The sequence below is a fragment of the Streptomyces sp. NPDC085937 genome, from assembly GCF_044540535.1.
Taxonomy (GTDB): Bacteria; Actinomycetota; Actinomycetes; order Streptomycetales; family Streptomycetaceae; genus Streptomyces.
The window spans coordinates 13,489-34,237 of the sequence record NZ_JBITSH010000009.1; the positions used below are offsets into that span (position 1 = coordinate 13,489).

General features: G+C 72.0%; 19 protein-coding genes. 5 read left to right on the plus strand and 14 right to left on the minus strand.

The annotated features are described in order from the left end of the window. Positions 1-24 precede the first annotated feature (24 nt). The 11 genes from ACIF8S_RS19780 to ACIF8S_RS19830 all read right to left on the minus strand — a co-directional run bounded on the left by ACIF8S_RS19780 (position 25) and on the right by ACIF8S_RS19830 (position 11,973). Entirely contained in the window at positions 25-1,263 is a 1,239-nt protein-coding gene (locus tag ACIF8S_RS19780; protein ID WP_400000404.1) for an MFS transporter, read from the minus strand. A gap of 16 nt (positions 1,264-1,279) precedes the next feature. Then, positions 1,280-3,268 (minus strand): SDR family oxidoreductase, encoded by a 1,989-nt coding sequence (locus tag ACIF8S_RS19785; RefSeq protein ID WP_400000405.1) that lies wholly within the window; start codon positions 3,266-3,268, stop codon positions 1,280-1,282. 1 nt (position 3,269) lies between these two features. Continuing rightward, the gene (locus tag ACIF8S_RS19790) at positions 3,270-4,205 is read right to left on the minus strand and encodes an aromatase/cyclase (protein ID WP_400000407.1); all 936 of its coding nucleotides are present in this window, start codon (positions 4,203-4,205) and stop codon (positions 3,270-3,272) included. A gap of 20 nt (positions 4,206-4,225) precedes the next feature. Next, complete coding sequence (gene fabG, locus ACIF8S_RS19795) at positions 4,226-5,011, minus strand: 3-oxoacyl-ACP reductase FabG (RefSeq protein WP_400000408.1); 786 nt, start codon at positions 5,009-5,011, stop codon at positions 4,226-4,228. Between the two features lie 196 nt (positions 5,012-5,207). Next, entirely contained in the window at positions 5,208-5,477 is a 270-nt protein-coding gene (locus tag ACIF8S_RS19800) for an acyl carrier protein (RefSeq protein ID WP_215213123.1), read from the minus strand. 77 nt (positions 5,478-5,554) lie between these two features. Then, positions 5,555-6,775, minus strand: a complete 1,221-nt coding sequence (locus tag ACIF8S_RS19805; RefSeq protein WP_400000410.1) for a ketosynthase chain-length factor — start codon at positions 6,773-6,775, stop codon at positions 5,555-5,557. Continuing rightward, positions 6,772-8,052, minus strand: a complete 1,281-nt coding sequence (locus ACIF8S_RS19810) for a beta-ketoacyl-[acyl-carrier-protein] synthase family protein (protein WP_400000412.1) — start codon at positions 8,050-8,052, stop codon at positions 6,772-6,774. Before ACIF8S_RS19810 ends, ACIF8S_RS19805 begins: the two co-directional genes overlap by 4 nt. After that, complete coding sequence (locus tag ACIF8S_RS19815; RefSeq protein WP_400000414.1) at positions 8,049-8,375, minus strand: TcmI family type II polyketide cyclase; 327 nt, start codon at positions 8,373-8,375, stop codon at positions 8,049-8,051. Before ACIF8S_RS19815 ends, ACIF8S_RS19810 begins: the two co-directional genes overlap by 4 nt. A gap of 13 nt (positions 8,376-8,388) precedes the next feature. After that, positions 8,389-9,876 (minus strand): FAD-dependent monooxygenase, encoded by a 1,488-nt coding sequence (locus tag ACIF8S_RS19820; RefSeq protein WP_400000416.1) that lies wholly within the window; start codon positions 9,874-9,876, stop codon positions 8,389-8,391. Positions 9,877-10,245: 369 nt separating this feature from the next. Next, entirely contained in the window at positions 10,246-11,088 is an 843-nt protein-coding gene (locus ACIF8S_RS19825) for a hypothetical protein (RefSeq protein WP_400000418.1), read from the minus strand. Positions 11,089-11,235: 147 nt separating this feature from the next. Then, positions 11,236-11,973: a TetR/AcrR family transcriptional regulator gene (locus ACIF8S_RS19830; RefSeq protein ID WP_215213117.1), complete on the minus strand. Its 738-nt coding sequence runs from the start codon at positions 11,971-11,973 to the stop codon at positions 11,236-11,238. Positions 11,974-12,103: 130 nt separating this feature from the next. On the opposite strand from ACIF8S_RS19830, the gene ACIF8S_RS19835 reads away from it, so the two are divergent. The 4 genes from ACIF8S_RS19835 (at position 12,104) to ACIF8S_RS19850 (ending at position 16,639) form a co-directional block, all read left to right on the plus strand. Then, complete coding sequence (locus tag ACIF8S_RS19835) at positions 12,104-12,703, plus strand: NADPH-dependent FMN reductase (RefSeq protein ID WP_400000420.1); 600 nt, start codon at positions 12,104-12,106, stop codon at positions 12,701-12,703. Between the two features lie 28 nt (positions 12,704-12,731). Next, positions 12,732-14,300, plus strand: a complete 1,569-nt coding sequence (locus ACIF8S_RS19840) for an MDR family MFS transporter (RefSeq protein ID WP_400000422.1) — start codon at positions 12,732-12,734, stop codon at positions 14,298-14,300. 194 nt (positions 14,301-14,494) lie between these two features. Next, a complete protein-coding gene (locus ACIF8S_RS19845) occupies positions 14,495-15,613 on the plus strand; it encodes an NADH:flavin oxidoreductase (protein ID WP_400000423.1) in 1,119 nt (372 codons plus the stop codon). Between the two features lie 114 nt (positions 15,614-15,727). Beyond that, positions 15,728-16,639, plus strand: a complete 912-nt coding sequence (locus tag ACIF8S_RS19850) for a HipA family kinase (RefSeq protein WP_400000780.1) — start codon at positions 15,728-15,730, stop codon at positions 16,637-16,639. A 124-nt stretch (positions 16,640-16,763) separates the two neighbouring features. Here ACIF8S_RS19850 and aceB read toward each other — a convergent pair whose 3' ends face one another. Both aceB and ACIF8S_RS19860 read right to left on the minus strand, forming a co-directional pair. Beyond that, complete coding sequence (gene aceB / locus ACIF8S_RS19855) at positions 16,764-18,389, minus strand: malate synthase A (RefSeq protein ID WP_400000425.1); 1,626 nt, start codon at positions 18,387-18,389, stop codon at positions 16,764-16,766. Positions 18,390-18,597: 208 nt separating this feature from the next. Next, positions 18,598-19,197, minus strand: a complete 600-nt coding sequence (locus tag ACIF8S_RS19860; RefSeq protein ID WP_400000427.1) for an NTP transferase domain-containing protein — start codon at positions 19,195-19,197, stop codon at positions 18,598-18,600. A 206-nt stretch (positions 19,198-19,403) separates the two neighbouring features. Between ACIF8S_RS19860 and ACIF8S_RS19865 the strand changes: the two genes are divergently transcribed. Then, positions 19,404-19,718 carry a DUF5955 family protein gene (locus ACIF8S_RS19865; protein WP_400000428.1) on the plus strand — a complete coding sequence of 105 codons (315 nt, stop codon included), beginning with the start codon at positions 19,404-19,406 and terminating at the stop codon, positions 19,716-19,718. A gap of 94 nt (positions 19,719-19,812) precedes the next feature. Here the strand turns inward: ACIF8S_RS19865 and ACIF8S_RS19870 are convergent, their stop codons facing one another. After that, positions 19,813-20,619 (minus strand): IclR family transcriptional regulator, encoded by an 807-nt coding sequence (locus ACIF8S_RS19870; RefSeq protein ID WP_400000430.1) that lies wholly within the window; start codon positions 20,617-20,619, stop codon positions 19,813-19,815. Positions 20,620-20,749 lie beyond the last annotated feature (130 nt).

Here is a 20,749-nt window from a genome sequence, read left to right on the forward strand (position 1 = left end):
CGTTGGGACGCGGGTCTGGGGCGGTCAGGCAGCGGTGCCGGCGCGGGCGCGGCGAGACGGGGCGCAGGCGATCACGGCTCCCGTCGTCGACAGCGCCGTCAGGATCAGCAGGGCCGGGCGGTAGCCCGAGCCGGCCGCCGTGGCCACCGCCGGCAGGGACAGCAGGGGACCGAGCTGAACCGCCGTCTGGTAGACCGGCACCGCCGTGCTCCGCCGCTCGGCCGGGATGCCCGACACGGCCTGCAGATTGAGGGCCGCGAAGGCCAGGACGAAACCGGCCTCGACGCACAGGAGCACCGGCAGCACCCCGGTGACGTAGGTCCCGGGCGCTCCGGTCAGCAGAGCCGTCGCACAGCCCAGCGCCGTCGCGCACCCTCCGGCCGCGATCAGCGGTCCGGTGCCGAAACGCGCCACCATCCGGCCGGCGAACGGCAGGGCGAGCGCCAGCGGCACACAGGCCGGCAGGAACGCCAGCGCCGTTTCCCAGGAGCCCCACCCCCACGTGTCGTGCAGCCAGTGGGTGAGAAGCAGCAACAGCCCGAGGTAGGTGCCGTTCAGCGTCGCCGCGCACAGCGCCGACCGTACGAACGGCCCGTTGCGCACCAGCCGGGCCATGGCCGGCCGCAGTGGCTCGGCGGACGTCCGGCCGGTGTCCCCGGGAATGAGCCGGACACCGGCCAGCAGCAGGAGGACGGCGAACGGCGCCGGGAACACCGGGTTCCAGCGCCAGCTGAGCTCGGTGAGCGCACCGGAGGAGAGCAGGCCCACGGTGAATCCCGCCGCGCCGAAGAGGGAGTACACGGACACCGCCCGGCTCTGCTCGGGTCCCGGCCGGAAGACGGTGCCGATGATGGCCAGCCCGGTGGGCGCGGTCAGCGCCGCGCACATGCCCTTCACCACCCTGGTCGCGGCCAGCACGGCGCCTTCGTCGGTCAGGCCGCCGGCCAGCGAGGCGGCGATGAACACCGTCAGCGCGGCGAGGTACACGCGTCGTCGTCCCCACCGGGCGGCCAGACGCGGGCCGAGCAGCAGCAGGGCAGCGAACCCCGCGGCGAAGCCGCTCATCATCCACTGTCCGCCGTACATGGACAGCCCCAGGTCCCGCCCCATGGCCGGCAGGGCGACCAGGACGACGGATACCTCCAGGGCGTCGATGAGCATGTTGCCGGCGAGGACGAACAGAAGGGCCCGCCGCCCGGCACCGGCGCGGTCCGGGCGCGGCGAGGTGAAGAGCGTCGACAGCGAAGCGAAGGGCGTCGGCATCCGTCCGTCCGCCCGCTCAGCCGCCGAGCAGGGTGCCGCCGCTGGCGTCCAGGTAGGAGCCGGTGATCCAGCGGGAGTCGTCGCTCGCCAGGAAGGCCACCACATCGGCGATGTCGCGGGTCTCACCGACCCGGTTGAACACCGAGTAGCCCGCCATCGCGGCCACCGCCTCCGGGTCGTCGAAGACGGGTGACCCGTTGTCGGTGATGCCCGGGCCCACACTGTTGACGGTGATGCCGCGCGGGCCGAGGTGCTTGGCGAAGTGCAGGGTGAGCTGGTCGACGGCGCCCTTGGTCATCGCGTACGCCACCTCCTGGGGGTTCGCGACCCGGGTCAGCCCCGAGGAGATGTTGATGATCCGCCCGCCGTCGGGGAGGTTGGCCAGGGCGCGCTGCACCAGGAAGTACGGTGCCTTCGCGTTGACGGCGAAGAGGCGGTCGAACTGCTCGGGGGTCAGTTCCTCGGGATCCACCCCGCCCATCACCCCGGCGTTGTTCACCAGGATGTCGAGCGTGGTGTTTCCGGTGCGTTCCTTCAGCTCCCTCTCCAGGGCCAGGAACAGCTCGTGCACGTCACCGGGCACCCCGAGTTCGGCCAGCACGGAGAACCCGCGGCCGCCGTCCTTCTCGATGGCCGCGACCGTCTCCTCGGCCGCCTCCCGGTTGCTGGAGCAGTGCACCGCGACCAGCGCCCCGTCGCGGGCCAGCCGGAGGGCCGTGGCCCGTCCGATGCCCCGGCTGGAGCCGGAGACGAGTGCGGTCTTGCCGGAGAGCTTGCCCATGGTGATCCTCCTGTGCCTGATGTCCTGACGAGTCGGGGCGGGGGCGGCCGGCTTCCCCGGCCCGCCGGTGCCGGCCCACGCCGGACGGCCGCCGTCGAGCCCGCCGACCATGGCGGCCAGATGACGGCGGGCCGCCGGGAGGTCCAGCAACTCACGGAAGACCGCCCGCAACGGATCCACTTCGGGTCCGCCGAACAACAGCTGCGCCTGGGCCTCGATGTTGGTGAGGACCCGGGCGCCCACCGGACGACGGACCGTGTCGTAGGTGTCCAGCACCTCGTCACCGGCCCGGCCGGCCAGGTGAGCGGCGAGCTTCGGGCCCAGGTCCATGGCGTCCTGCAGACCGAGGTTGAGTGCCTGGCCCCCCACCGGCAGCTGCACGTGCGCCGCGTCCCCCGCGAGGAACACCCGGCCGTCGCGGTACCCGTCCGCCTGCCGGCGTGCGTTGTCGAAGGCGTTGAGCCAGACGGGCCGGGCGCCGCTGATGTCCTCGCCGGTGACGCGCGCCCACACCGCGCAGACGTCGTCGAAGGCGGGGGTCCGGGACGGTCCGGGGGTCCGGTCGAAGGCGTGGACCATGATGCGGGTGACGCCGTCCGGCCCGCGGCGGGCGTTGGCCACGCCCCGGGGATGACGCTCGAAACGCCGCTCCCGCAGTTCGATGCCGGCCAGGTCGGCGCGCAGCAGTTCCTTGGTGGCCGCGGCCCCCGGGAAGCCGAAGCCGCCCAGCCGCCGTACGGCGCTGTCCTCGCCGTCGCAGCCGACGACGTAGGAGGCGTCCAGCCGCAGGCGCCGCCCGCCCGGTGCGACGGCGACGACACGCACCCGGTCGGAGCTCTGGGCCAGGCCGGTCACCGTGAGTCCCCGCCGCACCTCGGCGCCGAGTTCCGTGGCCCATGCGGCGAGGACGGCTTCGACGTGGGTCTGGGGCGCCTTCCACTGTCCGGCGTACGGGCTGTCCCCGGCCTCGCTCAGGTCGAGAGGGATGCCGCCGAAGTGACCGGGTCCGGCCGCGGGCAGCTGACCGAACCGTTGCAGCAGACCCCGTTCGGCCAGCAGGTGCAGGGTGCGTGCGTGCAGGACCGACGCCCGGGACTCGGTGGTGGGCCGCGCCAGCCGTTCCAGTACGGTCACCCGCGCCCCGCCGGCCCGCAGGTCCCCGGCGAGCATCAGCCCGGACGGCCCGGCTCCCACGACGATCACATCGGTGTCCGGCGCCGCCATGTCAGCGCCGCTTCTCGGCGTGGTCCTTGGCATGGCCGAGGGTGGCCAGGCTGTTGGCGCTCAGCGCGCCCTGGACGTACGCGCGGGCGTCGGCCACGGTCGCGTCGGGTCCGAGGACCCGGGCGATGTTCTCCGTGTTGAGGGTGACGGTGTGCTGGGAGGTGGCGGCGACCCCGCTCTCGTCCTCCGTGAACGTCCACAGGCCGGTGTGCAGGGTCATCAACGCGGGCAGGGTCACCTGCTTGTAGGCGATCCTGTGGTGCGGGAACGTCACCCGGTACGACTTCGTGGTGTGCGTCGAGCCGTCCTTGGCCCGGGTGTCCATCTCCAGCGTCTGCAGTCCGGGGGTGTCCTCCGTGAAGCGGACCGAGGCCACGTGAGGCAGCCGCTCCGCCCACAGCCCCGCCTCGTCGACGAAGTCGTAGGCGTCCTTGGCGGAGCCGGCGATGTGCACGGTGTCCTCGAAGGAGAAGGTGAGGTCCTCGGCGGCGTGGGCCAGTTCCACGTTGGTCTTGAGCGCGGCCAGCTCGGCGCGGGAGTTGCGGTCGACGGCCTCGTCGATCCAGCGCAGGCCCGCGGGGTCGTCGTCCACGGCCCGGTAGTCGTGCAGCAGCCGGATCCGGGCCGAGTCGCCCGACAGCGGCTCGATGACCCACGCGCCGCCCATGGCGGCCACCGGCGGGGTCGACACCTCCTGCCGGAAGGTGATCCGCAGACGCTCCGGGTCCAGTGTGCGGCGCGAGGTCCAGTTCTTCGCCTCGCCGTTGGCGGTCGCCCAGATCCGGATGCGTTCCTCGCCCGTGGAGCGCTCCACATGGTCGACATGGATGGTGGGAGGAAAGATCCGCGGCCAGTTCTCCACCTCGGCGATCAGCCGGTAGACGGCGGCGGCCGGGGCCTCGACGGTGATCTCGTGCTCGACCTGACGGGTCGTCATGACGGTGTGCCCTCCGTGTCTCAGAAGTTGCCCAGGCCGCCGCAGACGTTGAGCGCCTGGGAGGTGATGGAGGCGGCGGTGTCGGAGGCCAGGTAGCCGACCAGGCCCGCGACCTCCTCGGGGGTCGAGTAACGGCCGAGCGGGATCTTCGCCTGGAACTTCTCGAGGATCGCGTCCTCGGTGGTGTCGTAGGCGGCCGCGTAGCCCTGGCGCACCCGCTGGGCCATCGGTGTCTCGACGTAACCGGGGCAGACGGCGTTGACGGTGATGCCGGTGGGCGCGAGTTCGTTGCCGAGTGCCTTGGTGAAGCCGACCACGCCGTGCTTGGAGGCGGAGTAGGGGGCGCCGAGCACCACGCCCTGCTTGCCCGCGGTGGAGGCGACGTTGATGATCCGGCCCCGGTCCTTCTCGCGCATGCCACCCGTGGTGAGCACCTCACGCGTCATGCGGAAGACGCTGTTGAGATTGGTGTCGATCACGTCGGACCAGAGGTCGTCGGAGAGGTCGGCGGTGACTCCGCCGCCCGACCTGCCCGCGTTGTTGACGAGTACGTCGATGGTGCCGAAGCGGTCGACGGCCCGCTCCACGAACCGCTTGACGTCGGCACCGGAGCGTACGTCGCACGGGGCGCCGTCCACGTCCAGTCCCTCGTCCAGCAGTTCCTTGACCGTGCGGGTCACGCCGGTCTCGGTGCGGGCGCAGAGGAACACCCGGTGGCCCTGGCGGGCCAGCAGCCTGGTCACCGCCAGGCCGATGCCGCTGGTCGCGCCCGTGACGAGGGCGACCCTCGGGTTCTGCTGCGTCATGTCTGTCTCCTGGATGCGTCGGTGTGCGGCCGGCCCTCGACGCGCCGCTGCCGCCGGGCCCGGCCAGGGCACGCGGCGGCAACGGAGGAGGGCGGACGGCGGGGGACGGGGTGGTACGGGAAGTGCGCGCCGCCGGTTCCCGCCGGAGGCATCGACGGTGGCCGGGCCGGAACCGGCGGGCGCGGTCCGGGTGTGCTCAGCCGACCTCGGCCGGCACCAGCAGGGCGTTGACGGCCTCCAGCAGCGACCGCGGGGTCGCGGCGTCGGTCAGCGTCTCGTCGTCGAGGGTGATACCGAACTCGCGCTCGATCCTGCCGCCGGTCTCCAGCAGCGCCAGGGACTCGTAGCCCAGCAGTCCGAAGTCGGTGTCGAGGATGTCGCCGTCGAGATCGACGCCTTCGTCCGCGCCGGCTCCCTCGCGCAGAATGCGCTTGAGGTCCTCAAGTGTGAACTCATGGGCGGGCATGGGTGACTGTCCTTTCGTCGCTGTTGTGGGGTGGTCGTCACGGCCGGCCCTCCGCACGCCGCCGTGACCGGCGGCGGTCAGGCCGCGCGCACCACGGCCGCGGAGTTGAAACCGCCGTGGCCGCGGGCGAGTACCAGGGCGGAGCGCACCGGGGCCGGCCGTTCCTGGCCGACGACCAGGTCCAGGTCGTGACCGGGGGAGGGGGTGACACCGACGGACGGCGGAATCACCTCGTCCCGCATGGCGAGGAACGCCGCGGCCAGGTCCAGCGGCGCCGCCCCCGAGTAGAGCCGCCCGGTCATCGTCTTGGGGGCCGTCACGGGTACGGCCCGGGCGCCGAACACCGCCGTGATCGTCTCCGCCTCGATCCGGTCGAGGTCGGGCAGGGCGGCCGCGTCGGCGAACACCACGTCGATGTCACCGGGCGCCGCACCGGCGTCGGCCAGGGCGAGTTCGACGGCCTTGCGCAGGCCGGGAGGCCGTCCGCTGCCCGGCCGCGGGTCCAGCGTGGCGCCGTATCCCGCGATCTCGCCGTAGATCCGCGCCCCCCGGGCCCGGGCCTGCCGCAGGTCTTCCATGACGAGCAGGGCGCCGCCCTCACCGGGCACGTGTCCGGCCGCCGCGTCGTCGAAGGGGAGGTAGGCGCGTGCCGGGTCACGGCCGGTGCTCAGCCGGTTGCTCGCCATCTGGGCGACCCAGCCCCAGGGACAGATCGAGGCGTCGACGGCGCCCGACATCACCAGCCGCGTGCCCTTGCGGAGCTGCCGACGTGCCTGGGCGACCGCGTCGAGCCCGCCGGCCTGGTCGCTGACGACCACACCGCTGGGACCGCGCATGCCGTTGCGGATGGATATCTGACCGCTGTTGACGGCGTAGAACCAGGCGAAGGACTGGTAGGCGCTGACGTACCTGCTGCCCTTGCTCCACAGGGCCTGCAGCTCCCGCTGGCCGAACTCGAAGCCCCCGGACGAGCCGGCGGTGATGACTCCCATCTCGAACCCGGGAAGGTCCTCCGGCCGGACCGCGGCGTCCTGGAAGGCCCAGTCCGCGGCCACCAGCGCGAGCTGGGTCATCCGGTCGGTCTGCGGCAGCAGCCGGCCCGGCAGGTGCTCGGTCGCGTCGAACCCGGCGATCTCGCCCGCCAGTTGGGCGGGATACTGGTCGGGCACGAAACGCGTGATGCGTCCGATGCCGCTGATCCCCTTGCGGGTGGCGGTCCAGTAGGCCTCCGTGCCGAGCCCGTTGGGCGCGACGACACCCAGTCCGGTGACGGCGGCCCGGACGTCCGTCGCGCTCATGTGGTCCTCCGGTCGGGTCGGGCGAGCACCATGGCGCTCTGGAAACCGCCGAAGCCGCTGCCCACCGACAGCACGGCGTCGGTGGGCCACTCCCGCGCGGTGAGCGGGACGTAGTCCAGGTCGCACTCGGGGTCCGGGGTGTGCAGGTTGGCGGTGGGCGGTACGACGCCGTGCTCCATGGCCAGCGCGCTCGCCGCGATCTCGATGGAGCCGATGGCTCCGAGCGAGTGGCCCACCATCGACTTGATGGAGCTGACCGGCACGGCGTAGGCGTGCTCTCCGAGGCTGCGCTTGAACGCGGCGGTCTCGTGGCGGTCGTTCTGCTTGGTGCCCGAACCGTGCGCGTTGACGTAGTCGATGGCCCCGGGGGCCAGGCGTGCCTCGTCCAGCGCGACGCGGATGGCCTCGGCCATCTCCCGGCCGTCGGGGCGCAGGCCCGTCATGTGGAAGGCGTTGCTGCGCGTGGCGTAACCGGCGATCTCCGCGTAGACGTGGGCGCCGCGCCGCCGGGCGCTGCCGAGTTCCTCCAGGACGAACACGGCCGAACCCTCGCCCAGCACGAAGCCGTTACGGGTGCCGTCGAAGGGGCGTGAGGCGTGCTCGGGGTCGTCGTTGCGCGGGGTCGTCGCCTTGATCGCGTCGAAGCAGGCCACCGTGATGGGGGAGATGGGAGCGTCGGTGGCGCCGGCCACCATGACGTCGGCCGAGCCCTCCCGGATCAGGTCGGCGGCGTAGCCCACGGCGTCCAGCCCGGAGGTGCAGCCGGTGGACACCACGGTGGCCGGCCCCTCCGCGCCCACCGCCCAGGCCACCTCCGCGGCGAAGGAACTGGGGACCAGGTGGTTGTACAGGTGCGGAACCGCGTAGGTGTGGTCGACCAGGTCGAGCCGGCCGCTGTCGCTGACCGTGCGGTACTCCTGGTCCAGTCCCATCGTGGCGCCGACCGCGCTGCCGATGGTGACGCCGGTGCGGTGCGGGTCCAGGGCGGTGAACTCCAGGCCGCTGTCGGCCACCGCGTCCCGGGCGGTGACCACGGCGAACTGGGCGGCGCGGTCCATCCGCCGGATCTCCTGGGCGCTCAGTCCCAGCAGCTCCGCGTCGAAGTCGACCTCCGCGGCGACCTGGGAGCGGAAGGGGGAGGGATCGAAGAAGGTGATGCGACGGGTCGCGGTGTGCCCGCCGGACAGCGTGTTCCAGAAGTTCTTGACGCCCACGCCGCCGGGGGCGGTGACTCCGATGCCGGTGATCACCACGCGCCGGGGGTACGCGCCGCTCACCGGGCGGTCCAGTGGTAGAAGCGCTGCGCCATCGCGTCGGCGGGCGAGCGCCAGGTGGCCGGGTCGTAGGCGGTGATGAACGGCTTGAGGTCCTCGCTGATCCCCACGAAGCGCGGGTCGGTCTTCGCGGCCTCGATCCGCTCGCCGCCGTCCTCGGTGTCGAAGTCCTGCAGGTGGAAGTAGAGGCCGCGGTACGAGAAGAGCTGCCGGCGCCGGGTGCCCATCCGGTCGGGCATCTCCGTGCCGTCGAACTCGCCGAAGAGGCGGGCCACGTCCTCGGCGGAACGGGGTTCCATCCTGGCCACGATCAACGTGCTGTGCATGAGTCTCTCCTTGTCAGGGCTGCTGGATCCGGGACGGACCGAACCAGCGCTCCAGTGCCATGGGCAGGTCGTGGTGGCTGCCCGGTGCCGCCCAGGCCACATGTCCGTCGGGCCGCACCAGGACCGCCGCCGTGCCCGCGAGGGGAGCACCGGGCCGGACGCCGTGGGGCTCCGCCGTGACGACGTCCACCCGGTCCGACCAGCCGGCCGCGCGCTCCCGGAGGACGGCGTTGTCCTCCAGGTCGAGCAGGACGCCACGGGCCGGCCCGAGCAGTGCGGTGCTGCTGGTCTTGCGCCGTTCGCCCACGAGCTCCAGGTGCGGCATGCGCAGTCCCAGGAGCGGGTGCGGGCCAGGGCCGACGTCGTAGCGGATCTCCAGGCCGCTCACCATGCCGGCGAGATGACGGCTGACCTCCTCGTACTGGATGAGCTCCGCGAGGACGTCGCGCAGCGGCTGGACCTCCTCGCCGGTGAGGAAGAGCAGCCCCTGGGCCTTGGTGTTCATCATCAGCCGCTCGCCGACCGGGTACCGCTCGGCGTGGTAGGTGTCCAGCAGCTCCTCCGGGGCGCTGCCGCGGACCACGGCGGCCAGTTTCCAGCCCAGGTTCACGGCGTCCTGGATGCCGGTGTTCATCCCCTGGCCGCCTGCGGGCAGATGGATGTGCGCGGCGTCCCCGGCGAGCAGGACGCGACCTCGGCGGTACTCGGTGACGAGCCGGGTCGCGTCACCGAAGGCGCTGACCCACTCGTGTTCGGCGTGCGAGATGTCGATGCCGGTGATCCGCTGCCAGGCGGCCGCCACCTCCGCGTAGGAGGGGGGTTCGGTACGCCGGCGGGGCGGGGTGCCGCGTTCACAGACGATGATGCGGGTGACGCCCCGGTTGCCGAGCGGGCCGCACATCACCATGCCGCCGGGGAAGGTCTCACCGATCAGCCGTGGCTGCAGATCCACGCCCTTGATGTCCGCGAGGTACATCTCCAGCGTCGCCGCGGTGCCCGGGAAGTCGAAGCCGGCCGCCTTGCGCACGGTGCTGCGTCCGCCGTCGCACCCGACGAGGAAGGGCGCGGTGAGCCGAATCTCCTCGCCCCCGGGACCGCGCACCTCGGCCTCGACGTGGTCACCGTGGTCGTGCAGGGTGACCAGTTCGTGGCCGCGCCGGATGTCGGCGCCCAGTTCGCGGACCCAGCCCTCCAGCATCGTCTCGGTGTCCGACTGCGGCACGGTCTTGGCGGCCTCGTGGACACTGTCGAGGACACCGAAGTCGACCGGCAGGCCGCCGAAGTGCCCGGCGTTGCTGGTGCCCATGTCACCGAAGCGGTGGAGCAGTCCGCGCTGGTCGAAGACCTCCATGGTGCGGGTGGTGAAGCCCAGTCCCCGGGACTCGCCGGTGCGCTCCGTGAGCCGGTCCAGCACGATGACGTCGACCCCCGCGAGCCGTAGTTCCCCGGCGAGCATGAGTCCGGCGGGACCCGCGCCGGCGACGATGACGGAAGCGTCCATGGATGTGTCCTCCGGGGCGTCGGAATGGTGGAAACGACGAGGCGGCGCACCGGACGAGTCCCGGTGCGCCGCCTCGGAAGGGGGTCGTGCTTCCGGGCCGCGAAGGAAACGTGCCGGCGGAGCGACACGGTCGATCGACACAGTGCTGCGGAAGCTAATGAAGAGCTTCTTCGGAATCACGGACGATGTCAATGCAAATCTTCGACGCTTGCAACAAGCTTGCGTCAGAGAATCGTCAAGTAGATTTCCGCAGGCAACTTCATGCCTGTGCGGGGGACGCGGGACAAAAAAAGAAGCTCTGCCGGAACGTTCTCGTTCCGGCAGAGCTTCTTATTCTTCGAGGGGTTTTCCGATTTCTTTTCCGCGGGGTTACGCGTGTGTTCCGAGGGAGGTGCTGACGTCCTCCCCGTGGTAGTACGTACGCCCGCCGTGAGCCTGCCGGCGCCACCGGTCCTCGCTGGCGCGGCGGTAGACGCTGCCCGGGGCGAGGCCCCACAGCCGGGCGATGTCCCGTGCCGTCATCCAGCGCACGGCCGGTTCCCGTCGCGTGGACCGGTCGCCGCGGCGGAGCCACTCCTGCCCGGACCAGCGGTGCGCGGACTCGGCGTCGCAGGCCACCTCGACCGTGTCGCCCGGGCCGGGCCGCACCGCCGCCGTCAGCGTCCCGTCACAGCTGGGAACGACGCAGTCGCCGACCGGGACGCGGCGCCCCGGCGGGGGGTCGATCACCCGTCGCGCCCGACGCACACACCGTGCGACCTCGGCGGAAAGGTCGGCCACGGCCGGGTGGGCGACAAGCCAGTCGATGTGCAGGAGAAGGAAGCCGGCGGTGTGCGCGACGGTGTCCGGCGGAGCGCTCACCCGCCGTTCCTCCTTGACGAGCGAGGCCCAGGCCCGCAGCGTCCCGACGATGGCCGACCGGACCTCCGCCGCCTCGGTGTTGAAGGGCATTCCGGGCAGCGGGCCGCCGGACGTACGGTCACGGGGCCGGTCGGCGCCGGTGAGCAGTCCGCCGCACTCGTCGTGGAGACGGGGCAGCCGTCGCAGGTCGTGGGTGAGCCGGAGCGCACAGGGTGGGCAGAGCCGGCCGCCCGCGGCGGCGAGATCGCGGGCGCGGTCCGTAGCGCCGTGCCGGCAGGCCGAGCCCTCGCACTCCGCCGGCTGTGTCGTGGTCCGTTCGTTCCTGGTGATGTCCGTGAATCGGTATGTCATATCCCCCACCGCTCAGCAGTGGGGCGAACGTATTTCGGGTGAGGCGAACGGACAAGCGAAGGCCGATTATATGTCGTCGATCTGTAGCGGTCCTACGATTTCCTTGAGGACCTGTTCGCGCGATGTCTTCCGGTTCCGGCAAGCGCCTCAGATCTTCAGGCGCTCGGAGATGCCGTCCAGAACGCACTCCAGGCCGGTTTCGAACTGCCACTCCAGGTCGTCCTTGCGTCCGGCCTCGCCGATGTAGCGCTCGTACATCGGGAAACGGCCCGTGCTCAGCAGCCAGGCCATCTGCGAGGCGAGTCCCGACCGGGCCTCCTCCCGGCTGGACCACCCGTGTACGCGCAGCAGCTGGGTCACGCCGACCTCCGCGTTGACCGCGCCGTGCACGTACGAGGTGACGGTGCTGTAGACCACCATCGCCGTGTCCGCGTCCAGCCCGAGGCCGTCGAGTGCGGCCAGGGCGGCCTCCGGCACGGCCAGCTGGTTGGGGGTGGGGGCGCACCAGGTGGCGCGGGTGACCCAGGAGTGCCGGAGCAGGACGTCCCTGATGCGCTGGGCGAGCGTGTGCATGGTCGTGCGCCAGCTGTCGGTGTCCTGCGGCAGCTCCATCTCCGCGTAGACGAAGTCGACCATGAGCTCGATGAGCTCGTCCTTGCCGGTCACATAGCGGTACGCGGCCATGGGCGCGACGCCCAGTTCGGTGGCCAGGCGCCGCATCGTGACCGCGTCCAGGCCCTCCGCGTCGGCCAGGGTCACCGCCGCCCTGGCGATGCGCCGGGGCGTGAGCGTGGTGCGGGGCGCGGGTGCCGGCCGTTCCAGGCGCTCCCACACGGAGACGTGGTCCTTGTCGTGGGCCTGTGTCTGTCGCTCCTGGGAGGGCATCACGGGGTTCCTTCCTCCGGACGGTTCTGTGTACAGCGTATCAGCCGTGGACAACGTACACCCAGGCGTGTACGTTGTACGTTGAGGATACGTCGTACACATCCGGCTCGTGCACTCGGAGGTTCTTTCCATGGCTGGCACCACTGACCGCCCCCTGCGGACCGCGGTGATCATCGGCAGTACCCGGGACGGCCGGTTCGGCCCCGTCGTCACGGACTGGATCACCGGGCACATGGCCGAGCGGGAGGACATGACGGTCGACGTGATCGACCTCGTCGCCACCCCGCTCCCCACCGTCTTCCCCGCCTTCGGCCAACCGCCCTCCGACGAGGTGGTGGTGCAGCTCGGCGAGGTGACACCGCGGCTGGCCGCGGCCGACGCCTTCGTGATCGTCACCCCGGAGTACAACCACAGCTTCCCGGCCGCGCTGAAGAACGCCATCGACTGGCACAACGAGCAGTGGCACGCCAAGCCGGTGGGATTCGTCTCCTACGGCGGTCTGTCCGGAGGGCTGCGCGCCGTCGAACAGCTCCGCGTCGTCCTGGCCGAAGTGCACGCCGTGACGATCCGCAACACGGTCAGCTTCCACAACTACGGCGAGGTCTTCGGGAGCGACGGGAAGCCGACGGACCCCGGCTGTGACGTCGCCGCCAAGGCGATGCTCGACCAGCTCACCTGGTGGGGCCACGCGGTGCGCGAGGCCAAGGCCGTCAGGCCCTACGCCGTCTGACGTCCCACCACCGAAGTCTGGGGTTCCGATGACGGACCGTCCGACCGCAGCACCCACCGCACCCGACCGCGCCGGCCTGCCCCGACTCGGCGTCTTCGGCCTGATGCTGGGCATCTTCCTGGCGACCCTCGACGGGCAGATCGTCAGCACGGCACTGCCCACCATCGTGGGCGACCTGGGCGGACTCGAACTCTTCTCGTGGTCGGTGACGGCCTACCTGCTCACCATGGCGGCCTCCACCCCGTTGTGGGGCAAACTCGGTGACCTGTACGGCCGCAAGGGCGCCTACACCAACTCCGTGGTGCTCTTCCTGATCGGCACGGTGCTGTGCGGCCTGGCGCAGAACATGGAACAGCTCATCGCCTTCCGGGCCGTGCAAGGTCTAGGAGCCGGCGGGCTGATGGTGGGCGCGCTCTCGGTGATCGGCGTCCTGGTGCCCCCGGAGGGACGTGGCCGCATCCAGTCGATGGTGGGCGTCATGATGCCCGTCGCCTTCGTCGGCGGCCCCCTGCTCGGCGGACTCGTCACCGAGCACCTGAACTGGCGCTGGGCCTTCTACGTCAACGTGCCCGTCGGTCTCGTCGCCCTGCTGGCCGTCGCCAAAGGCGTACGGCTGCCCGCACAGCGCGTCACGGGACACGTCGACTACGCCGGGGCCGCTCTTCTCACCAGCGGCGTCCTCGCCCTCACCCTGCTCGCCGGGTGGGCCGGCACCACGTACGCATGGCTGTCCTGGCAGATCACCGCACTTGCCGCCCTGGTCGCGGTGAGCCTGGCCTGGTTCGTCCGGGTGGAGCGGCGCGCCGCCGAGCCGATCACGCCACCCAGGCTGTTCGCCCGGCGGGAGTTCACCCTGGCGCAGGTGCTCAGTCTCCTGGTCGGCGCGATCCTCATCTCCGTCGTCAACTACCTCCCGCAGTACATGCAGTTCGTTCAGGGCGCGTCACCCACCGCCAGCGGCATGCTGATCCTGCCGCTGATGCTCGGCATGCTGTCGGCCCAACTGACCACCGGGCGGCTCATGGACCGCGGCGGCCTGGACCGGATCGTGCCGCTCACCGGCGCCTCCGTCACCGTCGCGGGCGCGCTGCTGTTGCTCCTGCTGGGCAGCGCCACCCCCGTCGCCGCGGCCTCGGCGCTCACCCTCGTGGTCGGCATCGGTGTCGGGACGCTGATGCAGAGCACCCTGCTCACCACCATGAACAACGCCGACCCCCGTGACATGGGGGCCGCCACCGGCACCGTCACACTCGTGCGCACCATCGGCGGCTCCCTCGGCGTCGCCGTGCTCGGGGCCGTGCACAGCAGCCGCACGTCCGACGTCCTCGCCGGGAGGCTCGGTGAAGGAACGGAACAACGACTGACCGTCGGCGGCGAGTTGACACCCGCGGCGCTGGAGGGCATGCCCCGGGCGGTGCGTGACGCCGTCGCGCAGGCGGTCAGCAGCGGTCTGCACGGCGTCGCGACCGGCGCGGCTCTCCTGGCGGTGTGCGCGTTCGCCGCGGCGTGGTTCGTCCGCGCGGCACCGGACGCCTCACGGCCGGAGAGCCCGCCGGCCGCCGAGAAGAACGCCCTGCGCCCCTCACCGGCGGACTGAGCACCGTCCCGCCCGGCGGCGGGCGGCGGGCGGCCGGGAGCACGATCCGGTCCCGACCGCGAGCCGCCCCCTCGCAACCCACGCAACCCACGCACCACAGGCACCACAGGCACCTTTCCCCATCCGAGCCGCCGGCCGCACGGCGCAATCCCCCGCCGTCGTGCGGCCGGCCCCCAGAGCTGAGGCGATCACCCATGTCCGCACACCCCCTGGACCGCGTCCGGGACATCCTGGTCCGCCCGTTCTCCGTCGGCGGCCTCAACCTGCCCAACCGGGTCGTGATGGCGCCCATGACCCGGGAGTTCTCCCCGGGCGGGGTCCCCGGCGAGGACGTGGCGCGCTACTACGCCAGGCGCGCGGCGGGCGGCGTCGGTCTGCTCGTCACCGAGGGCAGCTACATCGACCACGCCTCGGCCGGCAACAGCGCCCGGGTGCCGCACTTCTACGGTGACAAGGCGCTGGCCGGGTGGTCCGCCGTGGCCGAGGCGGTCCACCGGGAGGGCGGCAGGATCATGCCCCAGCTGTGGCACGTCGGCATGGACCGCGCCGCGGGCAACCCGCCCGTGCCGGACGCCCCGAGGATCGGTCCCTCCGGCATCGCCCTGGACGGTTCGCACTCGGGCCGGGAGATGACCCAGGCCGACATCGACAACGTGGTGGCGGCCTACGCGTCCGCCGCCGCGTCGGCCGAGGCCCTGGGGTTCGACGGCGTGGAGATCCACGGCGGCCACGGCTACCTGGTCGACCAGTTCCTGTGGGCCCACACCAACCGGCGCACCGACGGCTACGGCGGCGACGTCGCCCGGCGCACCCGGTTCGCCGCGGAGATCGTGGCGGCCTGCCGTGCGGCCGTGTCCGACGACTTCCCGATCTCGTTCCGGCTGTCCCAGTGGAAGGTGAACCACTACGGGGCGCGGATCGCCGAGACCCCGCAGGAGCTGGAGACCGTGCTCGGGCTGCTGGCCGAGGCGGGTGCCGACGTCTTCCACTGCTCCACCCGGCGCTTCCACCTCCCGGAGTTCGAGGGTTCGGACCTCAACCTCGCGGGCTGGGCGAAGAAGCTCTCCGGGAAGCCCGCCGTCAGCGTGGGCTCGGTGGGCATGAGCAACGAGTTCCTCGACGTGTTCCAGGGCGAGCAGGCGGCCGTCACGGACATCGGAAACCTGCTCGACCGCATGGAGCGCGACGAGTTCGACCTGATCGCGGTGGGCCGTGCCCTCCTCGGCGACCCGGAGTGGCTGACCAAGATCCTCTCGGGCCGCACCGGCGAGTTGACCCCCTTCCACGTGAGCCGGATCCGCACCCTCCACTGACGCGCGCGGCTCCCGCGCCACCCGTCCGTGGCGCGGGAGCCACGGTCACGCCCGGTTACTATGCTCATTTTGTGCCGGAGGCCGGCAAGTAAGGGGCGCACCGTGACCGACGGGCTGAGAAGTGTGACCACCACGCGCTACGTCACGCCTCTGCACTCCGGGGGCTCCGTCCCCGGGGTGTTCGAGGCCGACGACCTCGGGACGTACGTCGTGAAGTTCACCGGCTCCGCGCAGGGCCGCAAGGCGCTGGTCGCCGAGGTGATCGTCGGGGAGCTGGCGCGGGCGCTCGGTCTGCGCTTCCCCGAGCTGGTGCTGGTGGACTTCGACCCGGCGATCGCGGACGCCGAACCCCACCAGGAGGTGCGTGAGCTGCACGCCTCCAGCGCCGGGACCAACCTCGGCATGGACTACCTGCCGGGAGCGCGCGACTTCACCCCCGAGGTGGCCGAGAGGTTCGCCGTCGACCCGCTGGAGGCCGGGCGGATCGTATGGCTCGACGCGCTGACCGCGAACGTCGACCGCACGGTGCACAGCTCCAACCTGCTCCTGTGGCCCACCCTCGGTGTCGCCCCGCCCCGGCTGTGGCTGATCGACCACGGCGCGGCGCTCGTCTTCCACCACCGCTGGGAGGCCGGTGACCCCGAGAAGGCGTACGACTTCCGGCATCACGCCCTCGGCCGGTACGGCCCCGACGTGCGCGCCGCCGACGCGGAGCTCGCCCCCCGGGTGACGGAGGAGTTGCTGCGGTCGGTCGTGGACCAGGTGCCCGACGCCTGGCTGGACGGCGAGCCGGGGTTCGGCTCGCCCGAGGCGGTCCGCGCCGCCTACGTGAGTCATCTGCACGCCCGGGTGCGGGCCTCCGGCGCGTGGCTGCCCCTCGACTTCCCCACGGCCGACCAGGTCGCCGCGGAGAACGCCCTGCGCGCGGCACGGACGCAACGGGGCCGCCCGGACTGGCTCAAGCAGGTGCCCGACCTGCACGGCCGGCCGGCGGTGGAACAGGACGGGACGGTGCACCTGCGATGACGGCCGGCGCACCGCTCGTGGGCCGTACGCCACCGAGTGGCCCAGGGGGAAACCCCTGGGCCACTCGGTCGAACCCCTGGGCCACTCGGACAGGTGAGCCGGACCGGACGGTTCCCGGGCCGCCTCAGCCCTTCAGCTGCTCGTACGCCGGCAGGGTGAGGAAGTCGGCGTAGTCCTCGTCGAGGGCGACCTTCAGCAGCAGGTCGTGCGCCTGCTGCCAGTTGCCTGACGCGAACGCCTCCTCGCCGGCCTCCGCGCGGATGTTCGCCAGTTCCTCCGCGGCGACCTCGCGCGCCAGCTCGGCGGTGACCCGCTCGCCGTTGTCGAGGACGACGCCCGCGTTGATCCACTGCCAGATCTGGGAGCGGGAGATCTCGGCGGTGGCGGCGTCCTCCATCAGGTTGAAGATGGCGACCGCGCCCATGCCGCGCAGCCACGCCTCGATGTAGCGGATGCCCACCTGCACGGCGTTGACCAGGCCCGCGTACGTCGGCCTGGCGTCGAGGGAGTCGACGGCGATGAGGTCCGCGGCCTTGACGTCGACGTCCTCGCGGAGCCGGTCCTTCTGGTGCGGCTTGTCGCCGAGCACCCGGTCGAAGGACTCCATGGCGATCGGCACCAGGTCCGGGTGGGCCACCCAGGAGCCGTCGAAGCCGTCGTTCGCCTCGCGGTCCTTGTCGGCGCGGACCTTCTCGAAGGCGACCTTGTTGACCTCGGCGTCCCGGCGGGACGGGATGAACGCCGCCATGCCGCCGATCGCGTGCGCGCCGCGCCTGTGGCAGGTGCGGACGAGCAGTTCGGTGTACGCGCGCATGAACGGGGCGGTCATGGTGACCGCGTTGCGGTCGGGCAGCACGAACTTCTCACCGCCGTCACGGAAGTTCTTCACGATCGAGAACAGGTAGTCCCAGCGGCCGGCGTTCAGCCCGGAGGCGTGGTCGCGCAGCTCGTAGAGGATCTCCTCCATCTCGTAGGCGGCCGTGATCGTCTCGATGAGCACGGTGGCGCGGACGGTGCCCTGGGGGATGCCCAGGTAGTCCTGCGCGAACACGAACACGTCGTTCCACAGCCGGGCCTCGAGGTGCGACTCCGTCTTCGGCAGATAGAAGTAGGGGCCCTTGCCGAGGTCGATCAGCCGCTTGGCGTTGTGGAAGAAGTACAGGCCGAAGTCGACGAGGGCGCCGGGCACCGGGGTGCCGTCCGGGTCGGTGAGGTGCCGCTCGTCCAGGTGCCAGCCGCGCGGCCGAGTGACGACCGTGGCCAGCTCCTCCGCAGGGCGCAGGGCGTAGGACTTGCCGGACCTCGGGTCGGTGAAGTCGATGGCGCGCGTGTAGGCGTCGATCAGGTTCAGCTGGCCGGTGACCACGTTCTCCCAGGTGGGCGCGGAGGCGTCCTCGAAGTCCGCGAGCCACACCTTCGCACCGGAGTTGAGCGCGTTGACGGTCATCTTGCGGTCGGTCGGGCCGGTGATCTCGACGCGGCGGTCCTCCAGGGCCGGCGGGGCCGGGGCCACCTTCCAGGAGTCGTCGGCGCGAATCGCGGCGGTCTCGGGGAGGAAGTCGAGGGTGGAGGTGCGGGCGATCTCGGCGCGGCGCTCCGCGCGACGGGCGAGCAGCTCGTCACGCCGGGGCGTGAACCGCCGGTGCAGCTCGGCCACGAAGGCGAGCGCCGTGTCGGTGAGGACCTCCTCCTGCCGCGGCAGGGGCTCGGCGTCGACGATGGCCAGCGGGGACGGCGCTGGTGCGGACATCAGCTGTCACTTCCTTCGGCGTGCGGGGGCACCGGGTGCCGGGCGACCCGGGTACGGCGGGAGAGGCCCTCGCGGGGGCAAGGGACTTCTGATCGGTGGATAGTAGTTTCCTCATGGTGGAAGTTCAATGTTTTGTTGATGTCGAGAATCTCCGGGTCGAGGGACGGTGGCGCGGGGTGTCTCGCCCGCCCCGGCGGCGTGCACCGGCTCATTCAAGGTGCGTCAGATCGGCCTCGGTGTCGATGTCGTACGCCTGCGCGATGTCGCCGCACTCGACGCGTTCGACCCGGTCCGCGTGCTCCTTCAGATAGGCGCGCGCCCCCCGGTCGCCGGTGGCGGTCGCGGCGATTGCCGCCCAGTGCGCGGCGCCGAACAGCACCGGATGGCCGCGCACGCCGTCGTAGGCCGCCGAGACGAGCGACCGCGGCGACCGGTAGGCGCCCCGCACCCGGGCGACCGCCTCCGGGCCGATCCCCGGCTGGTCCACCAGCAGGACCAGCGCGGCCCCGGCGCCGGTGCCGGCCAGGGAGTCCAGCCCCGCCCGCAGGGAGGAGCCCATGCCCTGCTCCCAGTCAGGGTTGTCCACCAGCACGCAGTCCGGGAGTACGGCGCGGGCGCGCACCTCGTCCGCGCGCGCCCCCAGCACCACGTGCACGCCCGCGCAACCACCCGCGTGCAGCACCCGCGCCGCGTGCTCCACGAGGAGGCGCCCCCGGTGCGTGAGCAGTGCCTTGGGGCGCCCGCCGAGCCTGCGCCCGCCGCCCGCGGCCAGCAGCAGGCCGACCACCCGGTTCTCGTCGTCCGTCATGAGGTCCTGCATACCCCACCGCCGCCCGTGGTCCGGGGGTGTTCGGGAAGGTGCCTTGGGCCACGGTGTCACGCTACGGAACAACTCGATGACGCAGCGGACTGGCGCAAAGGCCCCGGGGTGGCGTTTACTGGCGCGCACCGGCTCCACGGGGGCGCGCTGGGCCGGTCAGGGGAGGCGCACGACGACCTGCCAGGGGGAGGACCGTGTTGCGGAGCGTGGACCAGAGGTGTGTGCCCGGCAGTCAGGTGGACCCGCGAGTGACGGAGCTGCGCTCCGCCGTGTCCCGGTTACGCCGCCAACTCGCCGCCCATCGCGCGGAGTTCCGGGACAGGAGCATCGCGGAGGAGGAACTCGCGACACTGGCCGGCCTGGCCACCGCCGACCACCCCGACATCCCCCGCCTGCGCCGCTCCCTGCTGCTGGTCGCCGGCGCGATCGGCTCGGTGAGCGCGCTCGGGCAGGGCGTACGGGAACTCCGGGAGGCGGTCGACCTCTTCGGCCCGGCCCCTCGCCCCTGACGCCCCTTCGTGCGAGCGGCTCCCGGGCGCGTGTCGCGGTGCCGCGTCCCGGGCGGAAGCCCGCCCCCGGCGGCCCGCGGGCCGTCCTCGGGGGTCAGGCGTTCGGGCCCGCGCCCGGGGTCGTCAGGGCCTCCGACAGTTCCGTCGCGATCTGCTGGAGGACCGGTACGATCCTCTCCGTCGCCGCCTCCGTGACCCGGCCCGCCGGGCCGGAGATGGAGATGGCCGCCGCCGTCGGGGCGTCCGGCACCGGCACGGCCAGGCAGCGGACGCCGATCTCCTGCTCGTTGTCGTCGATGGCGTACCCCTGGCTTCGGACCTCCTCCAGCGCCGCGAGGAAGCCGTCCGCCGTCGTGATGGTCTTCTCCGTCGCGGCCGGCATGCCGGTGCGGCCCAGCAGGGCCCGCACCTCCTCCGGCGGGAAGCCGGCCAGCAGTGCCTTGCCCACGCCCGTGGAGTGTGGCAGCACGCGCCGCCCCACCTCGGTGAACATCCGCATCGAGTGCTTCGACGGCACCTGCGCCACGTACACGATCTCGTCCCCGTCCAGCAGGGCCATGTTCGCCGTCTCGCCGGTCTCCTCCACCAGGCGCGCCAGGTACGGCCGGGCCCAGGTGCCCAGCAGGCGGGACGCCGACTCGCCGAGGCGGATCAGGCGCGGGCCGAGTGCGTACCGCCGGTTGGGCTGCTGGCGCACGTAGCCGCAGGCGACGAGGGTGCGCATCAGCCGGTGGATCGTCGGCAGGGGCAGGCCGCTGCTCGCGGACAGCTCACTCAGGCCGACCTCGCCCCCCGCGTCCGCCATCCGTTCCAGCAGGTCGAAGGCGCGCTCGAGGGACTGCACGCCGCCACTGGCGGCGGAACGGGCGGAGTCGGTGGTGCTGGCGCTGGACGTCGGCACGGTGCGTTCCTTCCGGGACTGGCGGGGAGGGCAGAAGCCTACCCGGCGGCCGCCCGGCAGCCGGCTTGTGCGGAACTACGTTCTGCGTGCCGAAAGTGTAATTCCGCCTTGTGGAATCGTCCAGAGCTGC

Bases quoted from the DNA above. Each gene is read 5' to 3' on its own strand.
- ACIF8S_RS19780 (WP_400000404.1), bottom strand. From the start codon at position 1,263: ATGCCGACGCCCTTCGCTTCGCTGTCGACGCTCTTCACCTCGCCGCGC.
- ACIF8S_RS19785 (WP_400000405.1), bottom strand. From the start codon at position 3,268: ATGGCGGCGCCGGACACCGATGTGATCGTCGTGGGAGCCGGGCCGTCC.
- ACIF8S_RS19790 (WP_400000407.1), bottom strand. From the start codon at position 4,205: ATGACGACCCGTCAGGTCGAGCACGAGATCACCGTCGAGGCCCCGGCC.
- fabG (WP_400000408.1), bottom strand. From the start codon at position 5,011: ATGACGCAGCAGAACCCGAGGGTCGCCCTCGTCACGGGCGCGACCAGC.
- ACIF8S_RS19800 (WP_215213123.1), bottom strand. From the start codon at position 5,477: ATGCCCGCCCATGAGTTCACACTTGAGGACCTCAAGCGCATTCTGCGC.
- ACIF8S_RS19805 (WP_400000410.1), bottom strand. From the start codon at position 6,775: ATGAGCGCGACGGACGTCCGGGCCGCCGTCACCGGACTGGGTGTCGTC.
- ACIF8S_RS19815 (WP_400000414.1), bottom strand. From the start codon at position 8,375: ATGCACAGCACGTTGATCGTGGCCAGGATGGAACCCCGTTCCGCCGAG.
- ACIF8S_RS19820 (WP_400000416.1), bottom strand. From the start codon at position 9,876: ATGGACGCTTCCGTCATCGTCGCCGGCGCGGGTCCCGCCGGACTCATG.
- ACIF8S_RS19825 (WP_400000418.1), bottom strand. From the start codon at position 11,088: ATGACATACCGATTCACGGACATCACCAGGAACGAACGGACCACGACA.
- ACIF8S_RS19830 (WP_215213117.1), bottom strand. From the start codon at position 11,973: ATGCCCTCCCAGGAGCGACAGACACAGGCCCACGACAAGGACCACGTC.
- ACIF8S_RS19835 (WP_400000420.1), top strand. From the start codon at position 12,104: ATGGCTGGCACCACTGACCGCCCCCTGCGGACCGCGGTGATCATCGGC.
- ACIF8S_RS19840 (WP_400000422.1), top strand. From the start codon at position 12,732: ATGACGGACCGTCCGACCGCAGCACCCACCGCACCCGACCGCGCCGGC.
- ACIF8S_RS19845 (WP_400000423.1), top strand. From the start codon at position 14,495: ATGTCCGCACACCCCCTGGACCGCGTCCGGGACATCCTGGTCCGCCCG.
- aceB (WP_400000425.1), bottom strand. From the start codon at position 18,389: ATGTCCGCACCAGCGCCGTCCCCGCTGGCCATCGTCGACGCCGAGCCC.
- ACIF8S_RS19860 (WP_400000427.1), bottom strand. From the start codon at position 19,197: ATGACGGACGACGAGAACCGGGTGGTCGGCCTGCTGCTGGCCGCGGGC.